This is a genomic window from Geothrix oryzisoli (genome assembly GCF_022808865.1).
GTDB classification, from domain to species: domain Bacteria; phylum Acidobacteriota; class Holophagae; order Holophagales; family Holophagaceae; genus Geothrix; species Geothrix oryzisoli.
Window position 1 is genome coordinate 417166 of the sequence record NZ_JAKZLB010000002.1, and the last position, 15889, is coordinate 433054.

General features: G+C 70.7%; 18 protein-coding genes. 8 read left to right on the plus strand and 10 right to left on the minus strand.

All coding sequences use genetic code 11. The features are described from left to right. Position 1 precedes the first annotated feature (1 nt). On the minus strand, positions 2-832 hold the full coding sequence (kdsA, locus tag MLE43_RS06610) for a 3-deoxy-8-phosphooctulonate synthase (RefSeq protein ID WP_243302704.1): 831 nt from the start codon (positions 830-832) through the stop codon (positions 2-4). Positions 833-951: 119 nt separating this feature from the next. Here kdsA and MLE43_RS06615 point away from each other — a divergent pair, with 119 nt between their 5' ends. Genes MLE43_RS06615 through MLE43_RS06625 form a run of 3 tightly spaced genes read left to right on the plus strand, consistent with a single transcriptional unit; the run spans position 952 to position 2656 of the window. Beyond that, the gene (locus MLE43_RS06615) at positions 952-1455 is read left to right on the plus strand and encodes an Lrp/AsnC family transcriptional regulator (RefSeq protein WP_243302706.1); all 504 of its coding nucleotides are present in this window, start codon (positions 952-954) and stop codon (positions 1453-1455) included. Continuing rightward, positions 1452-1790: an antibiotic biosynthesis monooxygenase family protein gene (locus tag MLE43_RS06620; RefSeq protein WP_243302708.1), complete on the plus strand. Its 339-nt coding sequence runs from the start codon at positions 1452-1454 to the stop codon at positions 1788-1790. The genes MLE43_RS06615 and MLE43_RS06620 overlap by 4 nt, the downstream gene beginning before the upstream one ends. Next, positions 1790-2656 (plus strand): EamA family transporter, encoded by an 867-nt coding sequence (locus MLE43_RS06625; RefSeq protein ID WP_243302710.1) that lies wholly within the window; start codon positions 1790-1792, stop codon positions 2654-2656. Before MLE43_RS06620 ends, MLE43_RS06625 begins: the two co-directional genes overlap by 1 nt. Here the strand turns inward: MLE43_RS06625 and MLE43_RS06630 are convergent. The 4 genes from MLE43_RS06630 to MLE43_RS06645 form a co-directional block, all read right to left on the minus strand. Further along, positions 2595-3356 carry a hypothetical protein gene (locus MLE43_RS06630; protein WP_243302711.1) on the minus strand — a complete coding sequence of 254 codons (762 nt, stop codon included), beginning with the start codon at positions 3354-3356 and terminating at the stop codon, positions 2595-2597. The two genes, MLE43_RS06625 and MLE43_RS06630, sit on opposite strands and share 62 nt — an antisense overlap. Further along, a complete protein-coding gene (locus MLE43_RS06635; protein ID WP_243302712.1) occupies positions 3353-4558 on the minus strand; it encodes a hypothetical protein in 1206 nt (401 codons plus the stop codon). Before MLE43_RS06635 ends, MLE43_RS06630 begins: the two co-directional genes overlap by 4 nt. Then, positions 4555-6279 (minus strand): DUF2339 domain-containing protein, encoded by a 1725-nt coding sequence (locus MLE43_RS06640; RefSeq protein ID WP_243302713.1) that lies wholly within the window; start codon positions 6277-6279, stop codon positions 4555-4557. The genes MLE43_RS06635 and MLE43_RS06640 overlap by 4 nt, the downstream gene beginning before the upstream one ends. A gap of 79 nt (positions 6280-6358) precedes the next feature. After that, positions 6359-7825: a GGDEF domain-containing response regulator gene (locus MLE43_RS06645; RefSeq protein WP_243302714.1), complete on the minus strand. Its 1467-nt coding sequence runs from the start codon at positions 7823-7825 to the stop codon at positions 6359-6361. Positions 7826-7964: 139 nt separating this feature from the next. On the opposite strand from MLE43_RS06645, the gene MLE43_RS14985 reads away from it, so the two are divergent. Then, positions 7965-9431 (plus strand): NFACT RNA binding domain-containing protein, encoded by a 1467-nt coding sequence (locus MLE43_RS14985; RefSeq protein WP_243302716.1) that lies wholly within the window; start codon positions 7965-7967, stop codon positions 9429-9431. A 108-nt stretch (positions 9432-9539) separates the two neighbouring features. On the opposite strand, the gene MLE43_RS06655 is transcribed toward MLE43_RS14985, so the two are convergent. From MLE43_RS06655 to MLE43_RS06675, 5 genes are read right to left on the minus strand one after another with little or no spacing between them, the layout of a single operon-like run. Then, positions 9540-10058, minus strand: coding sequence for an SPOR domain-containing protein (locus MLE43_RS06655; protein ID WP_243302719.1), 519 nt, complete (start codon positions 10056-10058; stop codon positions 9540-9542). Beyond that, positions 10055-11149 carry a beta-ketoacyl synthase N-terminal-like domain-containing protein gene (locus tag MLE43_RS06660; protein ID WP_243302722.1) on the minus strand — a complete coding sequence of 365 codons (1095 nt, stop codon included), beginning with the start codon at positions 11147-11149 and terminating at the stop codon, positions 10055-10057. Before MLE43_RS06660 ends, MLE43_RS06655 begins: the two co-directional genes overlap by 4 nt. Beyond that, the gene (locus MLE43_RS06665; protein ID WP_243302723.1) at positions 11146-12324 is read right to left on the minus strand and encodes a beta-ketoacyl-[acyl-carrier-protein] synthase family protein; all 1179 of its coding nucleotides are present in this window, start codon (positions 12322-12324) and stop codon (positions 11146-11148) included. Before MLE43_RS06665 ends, MLE43_RS06660 begins: the two co-directional genes overlap by 4 nt. After that, positions 12321-12728, minus strand: coding sequence for a 3-hydroxyacyl-ACP dehydratase FabZ (gene fabZ, locus MLE43_RS06670; RefSeq protein ID WP_243302724.1), 408 nt, complete (start codon positions 12726-12728; stop codon positions 12321-12323). Before fabZ ends, MLE43_RS06665 begins: the two co-directional genes overlap by 4 nt. 8 nt (positions 12729-12736) lie before the next feature. Continuing rightward, entirely contained in the window at positions 12737-12994 is a 258-nt protein-coding gene (locus tag MLE43_RS06675) for a phosphopantetheine-binding protein (protein ID WP_243302725.1), read from the minus strand. A 139-nt stretch (positions 12995-13133) separates the two neighbouring features. On the opposite strand from MLE43_RS06675, the gene MLE43_RS06680 reads away from it, so the two are divergent. Genes MLE43_RS06680 through nuoD form a run of 4 tightly spaced genes read left to right on the plus strand, consistent with a single transcriptional unit; the run spans position 13134 to position 15867 of the window. After that, entirely contained in the window at positions 13134-13514 is a 381-nt protein-coding gene (locus tag MLE43_RS06680) for an NADH-quinone oxidoreductase subunit A (RefSeq protein ID WP_243302727.1), read from the plus strand. Between the two features lies 1 nt (position 13515). Beyond that, entirely contained in the window at positions 13516-14124 is a 609-nt protein-coding gene (locus tag MLE43_RS06685) for an NADH-quinone oxidoreductase subunit B (RefSeq protein ID WP_243302729.1), read from the plus strand. 12 nt (positions 14125-14136) lie between these two features. Then, complete coding sequence (locus MLE43_RS06690; protein ID WP_243302730.1) at positions 14137-14655, plus strand: NADH-quinone oxidoreductase subunit C; 519 nt, start codon at positions 14137-14139, stop codon at positions 14653-14655. A gap of 57 nt (positions 14656-14712) precedes the next feature. Beyond that, positions 14713-15867, plus strand: coding sequence for an NADH dehydrogenase (quinone) subunit D (gene nuoD / locus MLE43_RS06695; RefSeq protein ID WP_420843176.1), 1155 nt, complete (start codon positions 14713-14715; stop codon positions 15865-15867). Positions 15868-15889: the final 22 nt, after the last annotated feature.

A 15889-nucleotide genomic window follows, 5' to 3' on the forward strand; every position in this document is an offset into this window, starting at 1 on the left:
CTCACTTGCCGGCAGGGTCCGACTGGGCTGCGCCCCGGCCGGCCCGCCACAGGACGAGCAGCTCGTCCAGCAGGGCGCCGAACTGCTCCAGCCGCATGGCATTGGGACCGTCGCTCCAGGCCTTTTCCGGGCAGTCATGCACCTCGAAGAAGAAGCCGTCCACGGCCGTGGCGGCGGCCCGGGCCAGGGTGGGGATCATCTCCCGCGCCCCGCCCGTGGCGTTGCCCAAGGCGCCCGGCTTCTGCACGCTGTGGGTGGCGTCGAAGATGACGGGACAGCCGGTCTTCCTCAGGTGGGGGAAGCTCTGGAAGTCCACCACGAGGTTGCCGTAGCCGAAGCTGGAGCCGCGCTCGGTCACCCACACGGGACCGTGGCCCGGCACGGACTGGAGCTTCTCCACGCCATGCTTGAGGTCCCAGGGGGCGAGGAACTGGCCCTTCTTCAGGTTCACCGTGCGGCCCGTGCCTGCGGCGGCCAGGAGCAGATCCGTCTGGCGGCAGAGGAAGGCCGGGATCTGAAGCACGTCCACGGCCTGGGCCGCCGGGGCGCACTGGTCGCTCTCGTGCACGTCCGTGAGCACAGGCACGCCGTAGCGGCTGCGGATCTCGGCCAGGATGTCCAGGCCCCCTTCCATGCCCGGTCCCCGGTGGCTGTCGCGGCTGGTCCGGTTGGCCTTGTCGAAGCTGGATTTGTAGATGAAGGGGATGCCCCGGGCCTCCGCCAGGTCCCGCAGGCTCGACGCCATCAGGTGGGCGTGCTCCCGGCTTTCGATGACGCAGGGCCCCGCGATCAGGAAGAAGCTCTGGCCAGTGAAGGGTCGGGTGAAGTCCATGTGCACCTCTGCCTGCATTTTACCTCTATCGATGCCATTTACGGGTTGTCATCCGTATTGCTGGGTAGTCTTGCACAGTGTTCAATGGATCCATCCAACCCCATTTTTCGGAGTCCAGCATGGCGAAGACGTTGATGGAAGACGATCTGAACCGGCGTCTGGTGGCCCTGCTCCAGCAGGAAGGCCGCATGAGCCACGCCGAACTGGCGGAGCGGCTCGGCGTGAGCCGTCCCACCATCATCGACCGCGTGAAGCGCCTGGAAGCGGAAGGCGTCCTGGCGGGCTACGCGGCCCGGGTGGCGCCGGCGGCGGTGAACAAGCCCAACGTGGCCTTCGTGGCGGTGCGCTACAAGGACAACAACGAGGCCATCGAGCAGCGCTTCATCAAGGCCCTGGAGGATGAGCCGGACATCCTGGAAGCCCACACGGTGGCCGGTGAGGACGCGCTCATGCTGAAGGTGGTGGCGGACACGCCGGCGGGCATCGCCGAGCGCCTGCGGCGCATCCGGGCGCTGGGCCCCATGGTCACCACCCGCACCACCATCGTCCTGGAAACCCACTGGGAGAAGGCCGGCCCAAGCCCCTTCCCTGCCGACGGCCAGGGGAAGAAGGCCAAGAAGTGATCGCGGCCACCCCCGAGCCGCCCTACCTCGCCGTGATCTTCAGCAGCCAGCGGACGGACGGCGATCAGGGCTATGGGGCCATGGCCGAGCGGATGGTGGAACTCGCCCGCACGCAGCCGGGCTTCCTCGGCGTGGAGAGCGCCCGGGACGCGGAGGGCTTCGGCATCACCGTGTCGTACTGGAAGGACGAGGCCTCCATCGCCGCCTGGAAGGCCCACGCGGAGCATGCCGTGGCCCAGCGCCTGGGCCGGGAGCGGTGGTATGGCGCCTTCCACCTGCGGGTCTGCCGCGTGGAGCGTGCCTCCGGTTCCGGATCCACTCCGGAGAGGGCCTGATGCTCGCCTGGCTCGCCTACCTCACCGTGGCCGTGGTGTGGGGCTCGACGTATTTCGCCATCGCCCTGGGGCTGGAGTCCTTCACGCCCTACGGCATGGTGGCGGCGCGGTTCTCCGTGGCCGCCGTGCTGGCCCTGGGCCTGGGGCGTTTGCGCCGCGAGTCCTGGCCTGCCGCCAAAGAGGTCGGCCACCTCATGATCGTGGGGGCCCTGCTGCTGGGCGGGTCCAACGCCCTGATTACCTGGGCCGAGCTGCAGGTCTCCTCCGGGCTGGCCGCGGTGCTGGCCGCCCTGGTGCCGCTCTGGCTGGCGGTCTTCTCCATGGCGAAGGATCCCCTGGGCCCGAAGGGCTGGGCCGGGCTCGCGCTGGGTCTGGCCGGCGTCTGTGTGCTGGTCTGGCCCACGGGCAGCGTGCATGTTCCCGCCGGCGGTCTGGCGGCCCTGGTGGCTGCGCCCATGATCTGGTCCTGGGGCACCCTGCACGGCAAGCGCTTCGTCCACGGGGGCGGCCTGCTCACCAACGTGGGCATCCAGATGGCCACGGCCGCCGTCATCGGCCTTGTGGCCGCGCCCCTGCTGGGCGGCTACCTGCGGGCCCCCCTCACGCACAAGGCCTTCCTGGCCGTCGCCTACCTGGCGCTCTTCGGCTCCATGCTGGCGTTCTCCGCCTACATCTACCTGGCCAAGGCCTGGCCGCCGGCGAAGATGGGCACCTACGCCTACCTGAACCCCCTGGTGGCCGTGCTGCTGGGCAGCCTCGTCCTGCGGGAGGCCTTCGGCCTGCGCCAGGTGCTGGGCATGGCCATCATCCTGGGTGCGGTGGCCCTGGTGCAGGTACGGGTGAGGACGGCGCCTGCGGAGGCCTGACCGCGGGGGGGAAGCCGGGAATGGCCTCGAGATCGTGGAAGAGTTTCCCCTCCACTTTCTGGAGGGAGGCCTGGAGCTGGCGTTCGCGCTTGGCCTGCTCGGCCGGGGGGAAGGCCGCCAGCTCCCGGCGGGCCCACAGCACATAGTAGGTCTCCTGCCACCGAGGCTTGTCCGAGGCGCCCTGGTAGAGGCGCGCCTCGACCACCGCCGGCGAGGACCATCGGCCCATGAGCATGGACCCGCCGATCCAGAAGGCGCTCTCCTCCGCCAGCTCATAGAGGCCGAGGCCCACCGCCAGTCGCGGATCGTGGGCCAGCAGGCCCACCCCCGCGCCCCAGCCCACACCGCTGGCGATGCCCCAGGCGATGTACTTGGTTCGGACCTCGCCCAGGCTGGTGATGGTCAGGTCCAGGCGGAGGTCCGCGGTTGGATCCAGGCGCAGGCCCCGGACCGCGGCTTCCGCGCGCAGGTCGGCCTCGAAGGCTGCGCGCTGGGCCTCCAGGGCGGTCCGGCGCGTGGCGGGCGTGTCCGGCTCCCCTTCAGAATCCTTGAGGTGCGCCAGCTTCCGGCTGTGGTCTTCGACCCGGACGCCCAAGTTCAGGGAGGGCGGGCCTTTCTCGCGCCTCAGGTCCACCAGGGGCGAACGGCAGGCGAGGCCCGCCAGCCCGAGGAGGACCAGCAGGTGGGAGCGGAGCCTCATGGGGCGGGCTGTCCCTTCACGAGCCTCCAGGCCACGGCGGCCAGGATCGCCGCGGCGAGCCCCGCCACCCAGGGCATCCAGGGACGGGCCCGCTCATCCGCGCCGATGCGGCGGGGAAGGCCCTGGGGATCGGGTTCGCTGGGCCCGAGGACCAGAGGCGCGGCCGAAGCGAGGGTGCGCAGGGATGGCAGGGCGCCCAGGCTGCCGGGAGCGGGCTTGGCCTCGCCGCCCAGATGCAGCGCGTAGGCCTGACCGGCCTCCATCGGAAGGATCAGAGTCTGCCGCCGGACCAGGACCCGCAGGCTCTGGGGCGTGGCTCCGTCCGGAAGGGTGAGGGTGATCGTCTTCGTCTGCACGGGCGTGAGGGCGATGCGGGTGGCGCGGGTGTGCAGGGCCGGGAGGTTCCACACCAGATCGCCGCCGGCCCAGGTCCGTCCAGCCTCCGGGTCGTCCCCCGTGCGGATCTCCGGCGCAAGCGGGGCCGCGGGCGGTGCCAGCACCAGGTCCAGGCCCACCAAGCGCTCCGTGTCCGGCAGCGTCAGGCGCCAGGTGCGGGGCTTTCCCGGCTCGGGGGCCAGGGCCCCCTCGAGTGCCAGCTCCGCCTCAAGCGCCTCAGGCCGGGTCTCCGCCCGGACGGAGAGCCCGCGGATCCGCGGGGCTTCGCCTTGTGCCGCCAGCAGCGTCAGACGGTACCGCTGGCCGTCCCAGGGCAGGTCGAGGGTGTGGCGACTGCCCGAAGGCGCCAGGTCGTAGAGGTGCAGGGGCGTGGCGGGATCGTAGGCGATGAAGGCCCCGCCATCCAGCTGGCGCTCGGCCTTCACCTGGGACACCCAGGGGGCGCGCCCGTCGAGGTCGAGGTCGAGCTTCAGCGTCTCGCGCTCGCCCACCTGCCAGCCCTCGGGGAGGCTCAGGGAGAACTCCACGGTGGGCCGGCCCTCGGCATCCCGGCCCGTCAGCAGGTGCTCCAGCGGCAGGGTGCGGGCTTCCCACAGGCCGTCGCGGGCTTCCAGGAAGGGGACGCTCCGGCCGGCGGCATCGCCGATCCAGGCGCCCTTCAGCTGTCGCTGGGCCTCCGCGTCGAGGGGCAGGCGCGCCCATCCGCTGGCGGCGGCTGGTGGGAGGTTGCGGCGATGCAGGGCGGCGGTGTCCTCGCGGGTGCAGGCGAGGCCGAGGATGGCCGTGAGGAGGAGGAGCGGTCTCATGCGTGTTCCTCGGGATGGTGCCGATGGGCGAGGATGGCCGCCGCCATGCCGATGGCGCCGACGCCGAGGAAGGCCAGGGCGCGCAGCGGCGTATCGGCGCGGTCCAGGTCGGACAGGATGAGCTTGATGCTGGCGATCCCCATCCAGGTGTAGCCGGCCGCGAGCAGGGCGCGGCGCGCCGTGTCGCGCTGGCCCAGACCGCGCATCCACTGCCAGGCTCCGGACAGGGCCCACACCAGCGTCATGGCGATGGAGGCGGCGCGGGAGGGCCCCCAGCCCATCGTGGGCCTGGGCGTCTGGAGCCACTGCACCAGCCGGGCCGCTTCGAAGGCCAGGGTCACGTTGGCCGTCAGTTGCAGGGCAAGGAAGCTGATCAGGCCGAGGGCGCCGCCCCGGCGGGTGAGCAGCCACCAGGCGCCCGCCGCCAGGGCGCCCTCGGCGAAGGCCGCGTTGAGGAACGGAGGCAGCACGGCATTCTGGAAGAAGAGCCCATCCAGACCGTGGAAGGCCCAGCGCAGGGTGGTGAGGAGGGCCAGACCCGCCGCCAGCCATCGCAGGGCGGCGGCCTCCTCGGCGAAGGCGCCGGCCTCGGCTTTCAGGGAGGCCCAGGCCATGCCCAGGGCGAAGGCGCCCCAGAGCGGGCCCACCCAGCGCCAGGCCAACGCCACGGGTACGGCCAGGGCCACGTGGCCGACGGCCAGGGCCAGCAGGCCCCAGTCCGCCTGTCGGCTGCCCAGGCGCTGGCGCAGGGGCTTCACCAGGCCCAGGTTCAGGGCCGCCAGGATGAGCACCGGCAGGGCGAAGGTTTCGGGGGCGAGGTCGAGGCGCTTCCAGAGGAGCCCGGCATAAGAGGTGCCCAGGATGGAGGCGATGAGCCAGAGCACCGTCGGCGTTCCGGGCTGCTCCTCCCGGCCCGGCAGCCAGGCCCAGCACCCGGCGAGCGCCAGGTGAAGCATCAGCAGGCCCGCCAGCCAGGGAGCGTCGGCCCTCGTCACCTCGGCGCAGGCGGTGAGCAGCAGGAACCAGGTGCCGAGGAGCGCCGTCCACCGGGCGCCATGCCAGACGTGGCCAGCGCCCGTGAGGTAGGGCACCGCGAGGGTCGCGGCCATGAGCACGGCCAGATAGAGGGTCAGAGCCACTTCGTGGTGGCCGCCCTGGCTGAAGACCAGGGGCGCGACCAGCCCCGAGACCAGCGCCACGGTCAAGGCTCCACCGCTGCGGCTTCGGGCTGCCAGCCCCCCGGCCACCAGGGTGACCAGGGCGACCGCAGCCAGGCCGAGCGGGGCCGGATAGAAGTGATAGGCCATGGCTCCGGCACGGAAGGTGAACTGGAGCGTCCCCAGGCCCGCCAGGAGCAGGGCCACCCCCAGGCGGCGGTTGCCCCCGAGGATGTACCTCCCCGCCACGGCGGCGATGGCGCCACCCGCCAGCAGGCCGAGGAGGAAGCGCAGCTCGGCCCCCAGCCAGCCCCGCTGGATGGCCCAGTGGAAGAAGAAGATGGCGCCCACGAGGAAGATCGAGGCCCCGGCCCCGGCGATCCAGACCACGGGGGACAGCTCCTTCCGCGGCGTGGCGACGGGAACGGGGCGTGGCCTCGAGGGCACCGGCGGCGGCGCGGGCGCCTGCTGCCGCTGGAGGAGCCAGGTCACCTGGGCTTCCAGACGGGCCACCCGGTCGGCGAGTTCCTGTGATCCGGCTTGATCCTGCGGAAGGTCGGTCATGCTGTCTCCATACGGATGCGTATGGAATCATGCAGCGGGATTCCAGGCCCTGTCAAGCGGCCCGAGGCGTTCCGAATGATCAGCCGATGACGCGGTTCCGGCCCTCGGTCTTGGCCTGGTACAGGGCTTTGTCCGCCCGGGCCAGGAGGCGCTCCAGGGAATCCCCGGTCCCCTCCCAGGTGGCCAGGCCGACGCTCAGGGTCACGCGGTCGTTCTGGGGAAGGCCCGGCAGGGGCTCCAGGATGACCTGTTCGCGCAGCCGCTCAGCCAGCGCCCGGATGCCCTCCAGCTCCGTCTGGGGGCCGTAGGCGAGGAACTCCTCGCCGCCGATGCGGCCGAGCTGATCCACCTTCCGCAGGGCGAACGACATGCGCTGGGCCATGACGCTGAGCACCTGGTCGCCGGTGGCGTGGCCGAAGCGGTCGTTCACGGCCTTGAAGTGGTCCAGGTCGATGAGCATCAGGGAGAGGCTCTGGCCGAAGCGCCCGCACTGGTCCACCTCGATCTTGAGCATGTCCAGGATGTGGCGGCGGTTGAAGAGGCCCGTCAGGGGATCCCGGATGGCCTGGTGGTACAGGCGGAGCCGGGAGTCCTCCAGGGTGAGGAGGCGGCCCAGCTCCTCGTTGGCGATCTCGAACAGGCGCTCGTATTCCTCGACGGAGCGGCGCTCGGCGAAGAAGCCGAGGGCCCCCACGGCCGGGTAGCCGGGCAGGAGGGCGGGCAGCACCCGCATCACGGGATCCCGCAAGGTGCGGCGGCGCTCATCGCCGTCATCCGTGGGGTGCCAGTGGCACTCGGTCGGGATCTCGGGGGACGCGAGCTGGAGCACGGCGGATTCGAGGGCCCTCCGGTCCTCCTCGCTGGTGGAGGCGCCGTGGACACCGTGGCAGACGGTCCCTTCCTCGCCCATGTACGCCACGAGGAGGGCGCCGGGCAGGACGAGCTCCTGGAGGATCTCGATGAAGCCCCGGATCAGCCGCAGGGTGTCGTGCTCCACGGTGTAGAGGCGGGAGATGGAGTCGCGCAGCGCGGTCTCCACCACCCGCTGCTCCAGGGCCTGGGCGAGGCGGCGCTGGATGGCGTCCACGCCGAAGTTCTCCTGGGCCAGCCGGGGCGTGCCGGGCAGGGGGCGCACCCGGTCGGTCTGCTCCACGAGGGACGTGGCGGCCTCCACCACATGGTCGAGATCCCGTCCCTTCACCAGGAAGCGGTCGGCTCCGCAGGTCTTGGCCCAGAAGCGGGCCAGGCCCACGCCCTGGGCGGTCAGCAGGAGCACGGGCAGGTTGCGGGTGGCCCGGTCGTCCTTGAGGAGGCGGCAGAGCTGGTAGCCGTCCAGCAGGGGCATGACGCAGTCGCTGACCACCACGTCCGGGCATTCCGTGGCGAGGACGATGAGGGCCTCGGCCCCGTTCTTGGCTTCGAGGGTGGTGTGGCCGTGACGCTGGAAGAGGTGGTGCAGGAGGCTCAACTGGATAGGGTTGTCGTCCACCAGTAGGACCTGGAGGGTCTTGGCGGCCTTGGGGGCCTTGGGGGCGGCAATCGTCATGGGGTCCAGTATCGGCGGAAGTGGTACCAACTGGGAACTGCGGGCCTGATCATCCCTGAGCCGGGCGTGGGATGCTGGGGCAGGGAGGATGCCCCATCATGGCCATCGTCGGGTGGAAAGAACAGGGAAAGGTGAGTTCGTGGATGCGCCCCTGATTCTAGCCCTGGGGCGGGCCTGGCTCCACGAACGGGGGGATGTCCCCCTGGAAGCGGTCTGGGCCTCGGGGCGGGCCCTGGGCCTGCGCTGGGCCGGGCGGAAGGCCGCCGAGGGCTGGGTGCTGCTGCTCCAGCCGAAGCCCGAGCTGTGGCTGCTGGGGGCGGGCCATCCCGCCTGGACGCGCCTCCAGGCCGAGGCGCCCAGGGACAGCGGGAGGGCCTGGGCCCCCTTTCTGACCGGGGCCCGCCTGAAGGCCGTGGAGGGGGATCCCCGGGAACGCTGGCTGGGCCTCGTGTTCCAGCGGCGGGCCATCACGGGTCGCCTGGAGACCCTGCGCCTCGCCTTCCAGGCCATTCCGGGCCGCGCCGGCATCCGGGTGGATGGCCTGGATGTGCAGCTCTCCCGGCTGGGGTTGGGCTCCCCCTTCCCCGCCGCGCCGCCGGAGCCACAGGAGGACCCGCCTCCCTTCCGCCGCTGGCGGGAGCGCTGGGGCGCCGACCTCGACCGCGCCCTGGCGGGGGAGATCCCGGCGGTCCTGGACGGCGAAGGCGGTCTGCTGGACCGCCACCGCGCGTGGTCCGAAGCCCGGGCGGAGGAACTCGTCCTCGGCCCCGCCAGGGCCGCGATCGAGCGCAAGCGGCAGGCCGAGGCCGCCCGCCTCGACCGCCTGGCCCAGGCCCTGGCCCGGGACCGTGCGAAGCATGAGGCGGTGGTGCCGCTGAAGATCCGGGCCCAGCGTCTGGCCGGTGAGCTCTATCGCCTCAAGGGCGCGACGGGCGAGGCGGTGCTGCTGGATGGCGACCGGATTCCGTTGCCCGAAGGCCGGAATGCCGAAGCCGCCGTCCAGGCCTGGTTCGCTGCCGCCAAGAAGGCCGAGCGGGGCCTGGCGCGGGTGGCCGACCTGGAAGCTGAGCTCGCGCGCGAGCGGGCCGCCTGGACCAAGCGGCTGGGGGCCGAGGGCGAGGGCCTTGCGCCGGAACCGCCCTCTGCGCGACAACCAAACGGTATGGGCGCGGCGAAGCCGAAGGGCGCCCCGAAGGACAAGGGGAAGGGACGGATGGGTGCAGCAGAGGCGAAACGCAAGGACGGCAAGGGCGTGGCCTTCCGCAGCGTCATGGTGGATGGCTTCGAGGTGCTCATCGGCAAGGGGGACGCGGAGAACGACCAGCTCACCTTCAAGGTGGCCGACAACACGGACTTCTGGCTGCATGTGGCCAGCGTGCCCGGCAGCCACGTGGTGATCCGCAATCCCGACAAGCTGAGCGAGCTGCCCCGCCACGTGCTGGAGCGCGCCGCCGAGTTGGCCGCCTACCATAGCAAGGCCCGGGATGGCGGCAAGGTGGAGGTCCACCTCGCCCGCATCGCCGACATCAGCAAGCCCCGCGGCTTCGCCCCGGGCAAGGTGATCCTCAAAAAGTGGATTGGCATCCGCGTCTATCCCAAGCCGTGACCTGAATCGGAGACGGGGGGATGGAGCGCGAGCGATGTCTCGCGTATCGCCGCAGGCGATACCGAGAAAAAGTGGATTGGCATCCGCGTCTATCCCAAGCCCTGAACGCTAATCCACCTTCACCGCAAAGGGCTTGAACCCGGCCTTCTTCAGCTTTTCTGCGGCCTTGTCGATGGCGGCGCGGTCCGCGGACTTCGCCAGGCGCACCTTCAGCTGGCCCTTGTCCTTCCGGGTGGTGGTGGGGAATCCTGCGGCCTTGGCCTTGTCGGCCACGCGCTTGGCTTCAGCCGCATCGGAGGTGGCCACCAGCTGGAGGGTCCAGGTTCCGGCTTCGGCGGGGGCGGGCTCTGCCTTGGGTTCCGCCGGGGGAAGGGTGGCATCCACCCGCGGCGTGGCCACGAGCTTGTCCGGGCCATCGCCCTCGAAGATCTTGAGCTGGTCCACCAGGGGCTCGGGGAGATCCTTCAGTTCCTCCTCCACGCCCCGCTGGGCCGGGCGCCGCAGGGCCGCCCCCTGCTTGCCCACCTGGACGCCGAGGACGAACGCCAGCGTCACCAGGCCCACACCCACACCCGCCACCCAGAGGATGGACTGGCTGCCGATGCTGATCTGATCGCGGGCATTCATGACGGGTCCAGCCTAACGCCTTCGAGGTGTGCCGCGAACTGGGCGCCGGAGCTGGCGGGGGCGGTGACGAGGATGCGGTGCCGGGGTTCAAGCAGGGCTGCGGCCAGGAGTTGGCCCCCGGAGCCGCCGAATTCCCCCCAGAGGTTTTTGGGGTGGCGCGGTCCCGGCCAGTCCGGGTGGGCCGCCGCCAGACTGGCCTCCAGCGCGTCTACGCGGGCCAGGCCATTGCTGCCGCCGATCCAGTGGTCGGGGCGGCCTTCGCCCAGGACCCGCGCCACCGCCAGGGCCAGGGCGCCGGTTCGTCCCTCCACGCTGGCGTCCGGTGCGGAGCGGTCTGCCAGGGCGCGGAGGAAGGCCCGGGGGCGGGCGCCCCGCGCCTCCGCGTGGTCCGCTGTCTCCAGCAGGAAGGCTTCGGCGCCTTCCCCCGGCAGGAAGCCCCGGCCCGATCCGACCTCCGGATCCGCATGGCGGACCAGCAGGCGGGCCCCGCCACAGATGTCGAGCAGCAGGGGGAAGAGGCCGTCTGCGCCCAGGACCAGGGCGACGTCCGCGAGGCCGGCGCGCAGCCAGCGGGCGGCCTGGTCCAGGGCCGCGAAGGTGGCGTTCTCCCGATCCACGAAGGTGGCGCTGGGGCCCTTGAGTCCGAAGGCCAGGGCCAGGTGGCCGCTGGCGGCATTGGCCACGGTGTTGGGGAAGATCAGGGGGGAGGCGCCTTCGGGTCCCCGCTGGAGGTAGGGCCGCATGAAGGCCTCGCTGGCCTCGCTGCCCCCGCTCATGGTGCCCACGGCCACGGCGATGCGGTCGCCCCCGATGCGTGCGTCGGTCCGGGGATCCAGGCCGGCGTCCCGGAAGGCCTGGTGGGCCGCCACCCAGGCGAAGCGCGAGGCCCGGTCCAGGCGGCGCAGCTGCATGGGCGGGATGATGCCCGCGGGATTGAACGCGCTGCAGGCGGCGCCCCGACCGTGGCCCAACGCTTCAGGCAGCGCTCCGAAGCAGGGGGTGCCCGACGCGAAGCTGGCCCGGGCAGCCTCGACGCCGTCGCCGCACGGCAGCACCAGTCCCAGACCCGTGATGGCCAGGGCGCCGCTCATCGCCCCTCCCAGCGCCGGAGCGCCAGCGACACGTTGTTGCCGCCGAAGGCGAACGCATTCACCAGGGCGGCGCGGATCCGGCGTTCCTTCGCCGCCAACGGCGTGCAGTCCAAATCGCAGATGGGATCCGGCTCCTCCAGGCGCAGGGTGGGGCTCACCGCCTGGTCGCGGAGGGCCAGCAGGGCGGCGGCGGCCCCGAAGGCGCCGGCGGCGCCCAGGGTATGGCCGAACTGGCTCTTGGTGCTGGTGACGGAGACGGTGTCGGCCGCCGCGCCCAGGGCCCGGCGGATGGCCAGGCACTCAGCGCCGTCGTTGGCGGGGGTGGCGGTGCCGTGGGCGGAGACGAGGTCCACCTCGACGGGCTCCAGCCGGCCCGAACGCAGGGCCATGGCCATGGCCCGGGCGGCGCCCTCGCCTTCGGGGTGGGGAGCCGTCGGGTGGTGGGCGTCCATGCTGGCGCCGTAGCCCAGCACCTCCCCATAGATGGGGGCGCCCCGGGCAAGGGCACGGTCCAGGGGTTCCAGCAGGAGCTGCACGGCCCCCTCGCCCAGGTTGAGGCCCGCCCGGTCGCGGCTGAAGGGGCGGCATTTCCGGGGATCCACGGCCTTCAGGGAGGAGAAGCCGGCGTAGGTGGTGCGGCAGAGCCCTTCGGCGCCTCCGGCCACGGCCAGGTCCAGCTCCCCGGCGGCCAGGCGCTCCCAGGCCTGACCCAGGGCCAGCAGACTGGAAGAGCAGGCGTTCATGATGGTGCTCCGGGGGCCTTCGGCGCCGAGTTCCCGGGCCAGGGCGTCGGTGACCGTGCAGGGGCTCTGGTAGGCGGGTTCGGCGGCCCGGCCACGACGCCCGGCCAGCCGGTCGGCCAGGTAGGCCTCTGCGACGGGCAGGCCGCTGGTGCTGGCGCCCTGGAAGACACCGATGCGGCCCGGATCGCCTCCCGGCTGGAATCCGTCCAGGGCCTCCGCCAGGGCCAGGAGGGCCATGCGCACGCAAAGCGACTGGTGCCGGAGGGGCGTGAGGGGCACCTGGCCGGCGATCTGGGCCGGTTCTGCGGGCAGGTCCAGTCGGGTGAGGGCCCCCAGGCCGTCGCGGCCCTCGAGCATGGCCGACCAGGTGTCCTCGCGGTCCAGGGCCAGCGAACTCACGATGCCCAGGCCCGACACGACGACGCGGATCATAGGCGCTTCACCAGCAGGGAGGCTGTGCAGATGGACCGGCCTTCGCAGGTCACGGCGCCGTTCAGCTTCATCAATCCGGCAAAGGCGCCTTCCGAGGTCACCTCCAGGCGCAGCCGGTCGCCGGGGAAGGCGGGGGCCTGGAACCGGGCATCCCGCACGCCGGCCAGGAAGATGCCGGCCCCATGGAGGGTCCCGGCCTCCAGGAAGCCGCCGGCCTGGGCCAGCATCTCCAGGAGCAGCACGCCGGGCACCAGCGGGCGGCCTTCGAAGTGCCCCTGGAGGTAGGGCTCCCCGTTGGTGACGAGCTTCTCCGCCACCACGCGCACGCCCGGTTCGCGCTCCAGCACCCGGTCCACCAGGAGAAAGGGGTAGCGGTGCGGCAGGTGGGCCGGGATGTCCGTCATGGGCGGTTTCACGCCTTGGCGTGCTCGGCGATGAACTCCGTGAGGGCCTGGACGGACTTGAAGGCCTTCAGGCCCGCGGCCTCGTCCTCGATCTTCACGCCGAACACCTGTTCGATGCCGAGGACGAGCTCCAGGGCGTCGATGGAGTCGAGCCCCAGCCCGTCCCCGAACAGGGGGGCCTGGTCCTCGATCTGGTCCGGGGTCATGCCTTCGAGCTTGAGGCGCTCGATGATCATCTCTTTGACGCGCAGCTTCAGGTCGCTCATGACAATCCCGGCAGGACGGTGGGGAGATTGATTCTATCCCTAACCGGAGGGCCCGGTGGGGTTGTGATATTGGCACGGTTTCGGGATCTGCAAAGGGCGCTAAGCTGGATTCTCGCGGAACCCTCCGCCCGAGAGCGCCATGGCCCATCCCGCATCGCCCTTCCTGCCGGTCCTGATCCTGCTGCTGGTCGCCGCCGTGACGGCCATCGCCATCCTCGTGCTGTCCGGCAAGGTGCTGCCCCTGCTCAAGCCCAACAACCCGCAGGAGGCCAAGCTGAGGCCCTACGAATGCGGCGTGCCGGCCCAGCAGGAGGGGGCCCGGCACAAGTACTCCGTGAAGTTCTACCTCACGGCCATGCTCTTCATCCTGTTCGACGTGGAAGCGGCGTTCCTGCTGCCCTGGGCCGTGAACTTCAAGCATGCCCTCTGGACCTTCGCCGCCATGCTCAGCTTCATGGCCACCCTGCTGGTGGGCTTCATCTACGCCTGGGGGAAGGGCGCCTTCGAGTGGGAGCGCTGACATGGCCGAGATGAACATCAACGACGCGGTGGTGACCACCCGCCTGGATGCGGTGGTCAACTGGGGTCGCAAGAACAGCCTCTGGCCGCTGCCCTTCGGCACCGCCTGCTGCGCCATCGAGTTCATGAGCATGATGGCGTCCAAGTACGACATGAGCCGGTTCGGCGCCGAGGCCATGCGCTTCAGCCCCCGGCAGAGCGACATGATGCTGATCCTCGGCACGGTCACCAACAAGATGGCCCCCGTGCTACGAACCATCTACGCCCAGATGGCCGAGCCCAAGTGGGTGATCAGCGTGGGCGTCTGCGCCTCCTCGGGCGGCATGTACCGCACCTACGCCACCCTGCAGGGCGTGGACCGGGTGATCCCCGTGGACGTCTACGTCCCCGGCTGCCCGCCCCGGCCCGAGAGCATGATCTACGGCGTGATGAAGCTGCAGGAGAAGATCGAGAAGGAATCGCTCTCCATGCGCAAGGAGCACATCGCGCGCTTCTACGAGAGCCTGGCCCGGCAGGACGCCCTCCAGGCGGAAACGGGCCTCACGGGTCAGCAGACCATCCGCAACATGCTGATGGATGCCGCGGAGCGCGGCGCGGGCACGATCTTCTAGGCGGGGCGGACCATGATCATCGAGCACATCGACGCACAGCTGCCGGGCGCCGTCACGGACCGCCACGACTTCCGGGGCGACCAGACCATCGTGGTGGCGAAGGCCAGCTTCCTGCCCCTGGTGGACCTGCTCCACCGCGAAGGCTTCCAGTTCCTGGTGGACATCACGGCGGTGGATTGGCCGGAGCGGCCGAATGCCGAAGGCGGCGCCGCCGCTGGGCGGTTCGACGTGGTCTACCACTGGCTGAACCTGGCCAGCCAGGAGCGCCTGCGGGTGAAAGTGCCCGTGGCCGACGGCGAGACCATGCCCACCCTGACCGGCCACTTCAAGACGGCCGACTGGTTCGAGCGCGAGGTCTTCGACCTCTTCGGCATCCGCTTCGACGGGCACCCGAACCTGAAGCGCCTGCTCACCTGGGACGACTTCCCGGGCCATGCGCTCCGCAAGGACTTCCCCCTGGATGGCGGCGATCCCTTCTGCATGGAAGGCTGCACCGCTCCCTACAACAACGGCGAACGGGCCCGGGGCTGAGGATTTATGACCATGGATTCCATCGCCCTTTCCCGGCAGCAGCTCGACGGCGATCACATGATCGTCAACCTGGGGCCTTCGCACCCCACCACCCATGGCACCTTGCGCATCATCCTCGAGCTCGAGGGCGAGACCATCCTAAAGGCCACCCCGGAGATGGGGTATCTCCACCGCGGCGTGGAGAAGCTGGGTGAGAACCTCAGCTACCAGCAGTTCATCCCCCTGACGGACCGGCTGAACTACTGCAGCTCCATCATGAACAACGTGGGCTACACCTGTGCCGTGGAGAAGCTGCTCGGCATCGAGATCCCCAAGCGGGCGCAGCAGATCCGCGTGCTCGTCTCCGAGCTGGCCCGCATCGCCGACCACATCGTCTGCGTGGGCGTGAACGCCGTGGACATCGGCGCCTTCACGGCCTTCCTCTACCTCTTCAAGCAGCGCGAGACGGTCTACGATCTCTTCGAGATGGCGGCCGGCCAGCGCCTGCACACCAGCTTCACCCGCATCGGCGGCCTCTTCCGGGACCTCCCCGAGGGGTTCGTGCCCCTCTGCGAGCGCTTCCTGGTGGAATGCGAAGCCTCCGTGGACGAGTGCGAGCGCCTGCTCACCCACAACCCCATCTGGCATGACCGCACCAAGGGCATCGGGGCCATCAGCGCCGAGGACGCCGTGAACTACGGCTACACGGGCCCCTGCCTCCGTGCCGCCGGCGTCCCCCAGGACCTCCGCAAGGCCCAGCCCTACCTGGGCTACGAGACCTACGACTTCGACATCCCCGTGGGCACCACCGGGGATGTGTTCGACCGCTACCTGGTCCGCATCGAGGAGATGCGCCAGAGCCTGCGCATCATCCGCCAGGTGCTCGACCGCCTCGAGCCCGGTCCCGTCAACGTGGACGACCCCAAGATCGCCTTGCCGTCCAAGGAGAAGGTCTACACCCGGATGGAAAGCCTCATCCACCACTTCAAGCTCATCATGCACGGCATGGAGATGCCCGTGGGCGAGGTCTACAGCGCCACCGAGGCCGCCAATGGCGAACTGGGCTTCTACATCGTCAGCGATGGCGGCAAGAACCCCTACCGCATCCGGGTCCGTCCCCCCTGCCTGCCCATCTTCAGCAGCTTCCACGACCAGGTGAAGGGCTGCCTGATCGCCGACGCCGTCGCCGTCCTTGGCGCCATGAATATTATTGCAGGGGAGCTGGACCGCTAAGGCGCCGAGTGAACATCATCGC

Coding starts and splice junctions, on each gene's coding strand:
- MLE43_RS06675 (WP_243302725.1), bottom strand. CDS start 12,994: ATGAGCGACCTGAAGCTGCGCGTCAAAGAGATGATCATCGAGCGCCTC.
- MLE43_RS06660 (WP_243302722.1), bottom strand. CDS start 11,149: ATGAGCGGCGCCCTGGCCATCACGGGTCTGGGACTGGTGCTGCCGTGC.
- kdsA (WP_243302704.1), bottom strand. CDS start 832: ATGGACTTCACCCGACCCTTCACTGGCCAGAGCTTCTTCCTGATCGCG.
- MLE43_RS06645 (WP_243302714.1), bottom strand. CDS start 7,825: ATGACGATTGCCGCCCCCAAGGCCCCCAAGGCCGCCAAGACCCTCCAG.
- fabZ (WP_243302724.1), bottom strand. CDS start 12,728: ATGACGGACATCCCGGCCCACCTGCCGCACCGCTACCCCTTTCTCCTG.
- nuoD (WP_420843176.1), top strand. CDS start 14,713: ATGATCGTCAACCTGGGGCCTTCGCACCCCACCACCCATGGCACCTTG.
- MLE43_RS06615 (WP_243302706.1), top strand. CDS start 952: ATGGCGAAGACGTTGATGGAAGACGATCTGAACCGGCGTCTGGTGGCC.
- MLE43_RS06655 (WP_243302719.1), bottom strand. CDS start 10,058: ATGAATGCCCGCGATCAGATCAGCATCGGCAGCCAGTCCATCCTCTGG.
- MLE43_RS06640 (WP_243302713.1), bottom strand. CDS start 6,279: ATGACCGACCTTCCGCAGGATCAAGCCGGATCACAGGAACTCGCCGAC.
- MLE43_RS06690 (WP_243302730.1), top strand. CDS start 14,137: ATGATCATCGAGCACATCGACGCACAGCTGCCGGGCGCCGTCACGGAC.
- MLE43_RS06630 (WP_243302711.1), bottom strand. CDS start 3,356: ATGAGGCTCCGCTCCCACCTGCTGGTCCTCCTCGGGCTGGCGGGCCTC.
- MLE43_RS06635 (WP_243302712.1), bottom strand. CDS start 4,558: ATGAGACCGCTCCTCCTCCTCACGGCCATCCTCGGCCTCGCCTGCACC.
- MLE43_RS06665 (WP_243302723.1), bottom strand. CDS start 12,324: ATGATCCGCGTCGTCGTGTCGGGCCTGGGCATCGTGAGTTCGCTGGCC.
- MLE43_RS06685 (WP_243302729.1), top strand. CDS start 13,516: ATGGCCGAGATGAACATCAACGACGCGGTGGTGACCACCCGCCTGGAT.
- MLE43_RS06625 (WP_243302710.1), top strand. CDS start 1,790: ATGCTCGCCTGGCTCGCCTACCTCACCGTGGCCGTGGTGTGGGGCTCG.
- MLE43_RS06680 (WP_243302727.1), top strand. CDS start 13,134: ATGGCCCATCCCGCATCGCCCTTCCTGCCGGTCCTGATCCTGCTGCTG.